General features: G+C 74.2%; 5 protein-coding genes. 1 reads left to right on the forward strand and 4 read right to left on the reverse strand.

What is annotated here, in order from left to right:
- Nucleotides 1-403 precede the first annotated feature (403 nt).
- Nucleotides 404-2,233: an ABC-F family ATP-binding cassette domain-containing protein gene (locus DT057_RS33795; RefSeq protein ID WP_128566383.1), complete on the reverse strand. Its 1,830-nt coding sequence runs from the start codon at nt 2,231-2,233 to the stop codon at nt 404-406.
- 140 nt (nt 2,234-2,373) lie between these two features.
- Between DT057_RS33795 and DT057_RS33800 the strand changes: the two genes are divergently transcribed.
- Nucleotides 2,374-4,224: a gamma-glutamyltransferase family protein gene (locus DT057_RS33800; protein ID WP_128566384.1), complete on the forward strand. Its 1,851-nt coding sequence runs from the start codon at nt 2,374-2,376 to the stop codon at nt 4,222-4,224.
- 54 nt (nt 4,225-4,278) lie between these two features.
- Here DT057_RS33800 and DT057_RS33805 read toward each other — a convergent pair whose 3' ends face one another.
- From DT057_RS33805 to DT057_RS33815, 3 genes are all read right to left on the reverse strand, one after another.
- Nucleotides 4,279-4,482 carry a hypothetical protein gene (locus tag DT057_RS33805; RefSeq protein WP_128566385.1) on the reverse strand — a complete coding sequence of 68 codons (204 nt, stop codon included), beginning with the start codon at nt 4,480-4,482 and terminating at the stop codon, nt 4,279-4,281.
- Nucleotides 4,483-4,588: 106 nt separating this feature from the next.
- Nucleotides 4,589-4,903, reverse strand: a complete 315-nt coding sequence (locus DT057_RS33810) for a polyhydroxyalkanoic acid system family protein (RefSeq protein ID WP_128566386.1) — start codon at nt 4,901-4,903, stop codon at nt 4,589-4,591.
- A 199-nt stretch (nt 4,904-5,102) separates the two neighbouring features.
- On the reverse strand, nt 5,103-5,477 hold the full coding sequence (locus DT057_RS33815) for a septal ring lytic transglycosylase RlpA family protein (RefSeq protein WP_128566387.1): 375 nt from the start codon (nt 5,475-5,477) through the stop codon (nt 5,103-5,105).
- Between the last annotated feature and the right edge of the window lie 247 nt (nt 5,478-5,724).

Raw genomic sequence — 5,724 nt, forward strand, 5'->3', positions numbered from 1 at the left:
ACCCGAGCAGAAGGCTCTTCACGAGCTTCATAGAGACCTCCAAAGTTTCGAGACCCTGGGGGTGAATGACTGTGCCTCGATGATCCCGTGGGATCCGAACCACGCCACTCTTATCCCCGTCAGCTCAGCCCTCCCGCACGGGGCACCGGCCAAACCCGCCGAGTTGCTCCCGGCGCAGAGGCACCATGTGCGAGGCTCCTGAGGCGATCAACACGGATCCGCACCCGACCCGGCCAAGTTGCCGGCTTTCCGCCGGATTGTTGCAAGGAGGCAACGAAATCTTGGTCGGGACTGTGAAAATCGGCCTCGACGACGGTCAGTGCGGCCCAATCCGATCGTAACGCTGTCGTTTCTTGGCCCCGCGCGGCCGATTCGGCGCCCCCGGCGGGCGCCGTGGCGCGCCTCACCCCTCGAGCGCCTCGCGCTGCATCTCGAGGGCGAGCCAGCGCTCCTCGGCCGCCGCGAGGTCCGTCTCGGTCGCGGCCAGCGCCGTCGAGACCGCCTCGAACCGGCCCGGGTCGCGGGCGTAGAGGGTCGGATCGGCCATGGCGGCGCGCAGCTTTTCGGCGTTGCCCTCGAGGGCGGCGATCCGCGCCGGCAGGGTCTTCAGCTCGTGCTGCTCGTTGAAGCCGAGCCGGCGGCGCGGCGACGCCTCGGCGCGCCGGGCCGGCGCGCTCCCGGCCTCCCGGGCGCCGCCCCGGGCCGGGCCCTCGCCGCGGGGCGCCTCACGGGCCTGCACGCCGGCGCCGCGCTGGGCCACCATGTCGCTGTAGCCGCCCGCGTAGGCGAGCCAGCGCCCCTCCCCTTCCGAGACCAGGACCGCGTCGACCACCCGGTCGAGGAAGTCGCGGTCGTGGCTGACGAGGATCAGGGTGCCGGCGTAGTCGCTCAGCATCTCCTGGAGGAGGTCGAGGGTCTCGAGGTCGAGGTCGTTCGTGGGCTCGTCGAGGACCAGGAGGTTGCCGGCCTCGGCGAGCGCGCGGGCGATGAGGAGCCGGTTGCGCTCGCCGCCCGAGAGCACGCCCACGGGGGTGCGGGCCTGCTCGGGGGAGAACAGGAAGTCCTTCATGTAGCCGACGACGTGCCGGCTCTGGCCGCCCACCGCCACGGTGTCGCTGCCCCCGCCGGTGAGCACGTCGGCGAGCGTCCGCTCCGGGTCGAGCGCGCTGCGGCGCTGGTCGAGGAGGTTCAGGCTGACGTTGGCGCCGAGGCGCACCGTGCCGGAATCCGGCGCGAGCCGGCCGGTGAGGAGGTTGACGAGGGTGGTCTTGCCGGTGCCGTTGGCGCCGACGATGCCGAGGCGGTCCCGGCGCGCGACGCGCAGGCTGAGGTCGCGCACGATCGGCCGGCCGTCGTAGGCCTTGGAGACGCCGGCCGCCTCGATCACCAGGCTGCCGGAGGCCTCCGTCTCGGTCGCCGCCAGGCTGGCGCTGCCGAGCGGCCCGCGGTGCTCCCGGCGCTGGCGGCGCAGGTCGTGCAGGCCGGCCAGCCGCTTGACGTTGCGCTTGCGCCGCGCGGTGACGCCGTAGCGCAGCCAGTCCTCCTCGGCGGCGATGCGGCGGTCGAGCTTGTGGCGGTCGCGCTCCTCCTCCTCGAAGACCGCGTCGCGCCAGCCCTCGAAGGCGGAGAAGCCCTGATCGAGGCGGCGGGTGACGCCGCGGTCGAGCCAGACGGTGCTGCGCGAGAGGGCCTGGAGGAAGCGGCGGTCGTGGCTGATCAGCACCAGGGCGGAGCGGCTGCCCTTCAGCTCGGCCTCGAGCCACTCGATCGCCGGCAGGTCGAGGTGGTTCGTCGGCTCGTCGAGGAGCAGGATGTCGGGCGCGGGCGCCAGCGCCTGGGCGAGGGCGGCGCGGCGGGACTCGCCGCCCGAGAGCCGGCCCGGCTCCTCGCCGCCGGTGAGGCCGAGGCTCTCGAGGAGGTAGCGGGCCCGGTAGGCCTCGTCGCCGGGCCCCAGGCCCGCCTCGACGAAGGACAGGGTGGTGGCGTGGCCCGCGAAGTCCGGCTCCTGGGCGAGGTAGCGGATCGTGGTGCCGGGCTGGACGAAGCGCACGCCCCGGTCGGGCTCCGCCAGCCCCGCGGCGACGCGCAGGAGCGTCGACTTGCCCGAGCCGTTGCGGCCCACGAGGCAGGTGCGGTCGCCGGGCGCGAGGGCGAGGTCGGCGCCGGTCAGGAGCGGCGTGCCCCCGAACGTGAGGGTGACGCCTTGCAGGGTGAGGAGCGGGGGAGCGGCCATGGGCCGGGTCTATGGCAGGGCGCGCCGGAAGGCGAGACCCGGGCCCGGGCACGCGGGACGGCCATCCGCCCGCGGGGCTGCCGGCGCGGCCGCCGGGCCGCTACATTCCGGGCCCGAGAGCCCTCGCCAGGACGACCCGCATGAGCTTCGTCACGCCCGACCCCTTCACCACCCGCCCCGAGATCGACGGCACCTTCGGGGTCGTGACCTCGACGCACTGGATCGCCACGGCGGTCGGCATGGGCGTGCTGGAGCGGGGCGGCAACGCCTTCGACGCCGGCGTGGCGGTGGCCTTCGTGCTCCAGGTGGTGGAGCCCCACCTCAACGGCCCGGGCGGCGACGTCCCGCTGATCCTGCACGACGTGCGGGTCGGCCGGCCGCAGGTGGTGTGCGGCCAGGGCCCGGCCCCGGCCGCCGCCACCATCGCGCACCTGCGCGACGGGCTCGGGCTCGACCTCGTGCCGGGCACGGGGCTGCTGGCGACCTGCGTGCCCGGCAGCTTCGACGCCTACATGCGGGTCCTGCGCGACCACGGCACCTGGCGGCTCGCGGACGTGCTGGCGCCGGCCATCGCGTACGCCCGCGACGGCTACCCGCTGGTCGAGCGCATCTGCGCCACCATCGCCACCGTGGAGGCGCTGTTCACCGAGCACTGGACCACGTCGGCGGCGCTCTACCTGCGGGACGGCGGCGTCCCGGCCCCCGGCACGCTGTTCACCAACCCGGCCCTCGCCGAGACCTACGCCCGCATCCTGCGCGAGGCGGCGGGCGGCAGCCGCGAGGCCGAGATCGAGCGGGCGCGGCGGGTCTGGTCGCAGGGCTTCGTGGCCGAGGCGATCGACGCGTTCTGCCGCACGGAGGTGATGGACGTGACCGGGCGGCGCCACCGCGGCCTCCTCACCGGGGCCGACATGGCGGGGTGGGCGGCGAGCGTCGAGGAGCCGCTCGCCTACGAGTACGGGCGCTACACCGTGCTCAAGGCCGGCCCCTGGACGCAGGGGCTGGCGACGCTCCAGCAGCTCGCCCTCCTCAAGGGCTTCGCCCTCGACGGCCTCGATCCGGCGGGGGCGGACTTCATCCACCTCCAGGTCGAGTGCGCCAAGCTCGCCTTCGCGGACCGCGACACGTTCTACGGCGACCCGGACTTCGTCGCGGTGCCGGTCGAGACCCTTCTGTCCGACGCCTACACGGACGCGCGCCGGCGCCTCGTCACCGACCGCGCCTCCCTGGAGCAGCGCCCGGGCACGATCCCGGGCCACGGCAAGGCCCTGGACGCCCGGGCGAGCGAGGGCGGGCGCACCGCCGTCGGCAGCACCGGCGCCGGCGAGCCGACGGTCGGGCGCATCCCGAGCCGGGTGGCGCCGGCCGAGGACGGCCGGGCGGCCGAGAACGGCCGCGCCGGCCTCGTGCGGGGCGACACGGTGCATTTCGACATCGTCGACCGCGACGGCAACATGGTCACGGCCACGCCCTCAGGAGGCTGGCTGCAATCCTCGCCGGTGATCCCGGCCCTCGGCTTCTGCCTCGGCACGCGGGCGCAGATGTTCGTGCTCGACGAGGGCCACCCGGCGGCGCTCGCCCCGGGCAAGCGCCCGCGCTCGACGCTCTCGCCCACGCTGGCGCTGCGCGACGGCGAGCCCTACCTCGCCTGGGGCTCTCCGGGCGGCGACCAGCAGGACCAGTGGATCCCGCAGTTCTTCCTGCGCCACGTGCATGCCGGCATGAACCTCCAGGCCGCGATCGACGCGCCGGCCTGGCACACGGAGCACTTCCCGTCCTCGTTCTGGCCCCGCACCTCGCGGCCGGGCGTCGTGGTGGTGGAGGGCCGCGTCGGCTCCGCGACCGTGGCGGAGCTGCGCCGGCGCGGCCACGTGGTCGAGGTCGGGCCGGACTGGTCGGAGGGCCGCCTCACCGCGGCGAGCCGCGACGGCCGCCGCCGCCGGGCCGCCGCCAATCCCCGCGGCATGCAGGGCTACGCCGCCGGGCGCTGACGGCGCTGCCGTGACGGCGCCGTCGCGCCGGCACTGACGTGCCGGCCGGGGGCGTCACATCGTCGGGTTGGCCGGGCCGGTCGGCGAGGGGTCGGGCGTGATCGCCGGGGAGTTGCCGGGATCGTTGACCGGGATCTCCATCGGCCGCTCGCCCGGGGCCTCGCTCGGGAGGTCGGGCACGTCAGGCCCGGGATTCGGGCCGGGTCCCGGCGGGACCGGGTCGTAGGGCTGGTCGGGGATCGGGCCGGGATTGGCCATCGGGCGCTCCTCTCGCGGTGTACCGTCCCCAACGGAACCCCGCGGGCGCGGGTTCCTCGCGGGCGCCCGCGCCTGCCCGCCCGCCCGCGCCGGCGCGTTCGCGCGGCTACTTCTTCGCCAGGAGCTTGGTGCCGTTCTGGTCGAGGATCTTCTGCACCTTGCCGGCGAAGAGCGAGAGCAGGAGCGGCATGCGCACCTCGACGCGCACGCAATCCTCCTCGACGTCGATGTCGCCGTCGACCTTCTGGTTCATGGCCCCGACCAGGAAGGAGAGGCGGTCGCCGGTCCAGGTCGCGTCCGCCATGGTGAGGCCGGCCTTGTGGAGCATGTCCTTGGCCTGGCCCATGCCGCTGTCGAGCCGCCGGCGGGCCTCGACCCGGCCGAGCTGGTGGGGAATCACGACAACCAGGGGCTTTGCCATCATCTCGCTCCGCTGCGACTGCCCTCAGATGTGGGGGGTCCGGACGGCACCGCAACGCCGGCCGTTCCGCAGCGCAACCTCCCGGGCCGGTTTTTTCACAGCACCGGCGGAGTCCGCCGGGAGGCAACGCTGGGTCGGCGCCAGATCAGCCGGGCCCGGCCCTTGGGGAAGGTCGCGGGCGCCCCGGGTCGCGGCGCGCTCAGTCGACCACCGCGAGGGCGACGCGGGCCGTCCCGCTGATGCCGATGGCCCGGGCCGAGCCGCGGGCGAGGTCGATGACCCGGCCGCCCGCGAAGGGCCCGCGGTCGTTGATCCGCACCACCACCGAGCGGCCGTTGGCCTGGTTCGTCACCCGCACCCGCGTGCCGAAGGGCAGGCTGCGGTGCGCCGCCGTGAGCCCGTTCGGGTTGAAGCGCTCGCCGCTCGCCGTGCGCTGGCCGGACGCGTACCAGGAGGCCCTGCCGCTCTGGGCCTGTGCCGGGGAGACCGCGCCGAGCGGCCACGAACCGGCCAGGGCGAGACCGCCGCCGAGGATTACCGCGATCGACCGACGCACAGGCTTGGCGCTCATCATTCCACATTCCCTCGTAATTTCTCTCGAGGGCGTCAATCAAGACCAAACAGGACGAAAATATGACAGCCACCCAGGAGGCATATATGGCCACGTTCCCGGCCCAATGCTTGCGGCTGCGCTCAGCGAAAACGATCCCAGATCTGATCGTGGTGGAACTCTTTGCGCCGTCTTGGCCACCGATAGACTGTTCATGGGTTTTCAGCATTCGCAAGAAGTCTCGTGGGGCGGGCGCACCCGCGCCGCGGGC

The organism is Methylobacterium crusticola (genome assembly GCF_003574465.1).
In the GTDB taxonomy this organism is placed as follows: domain Bacteria; phylum Pseudomonadota; class Alphaproteobacteria; order Rhizobiales; family Beijerinckiaceae; genus Methylobacterium; species Methylobacterium crusticola.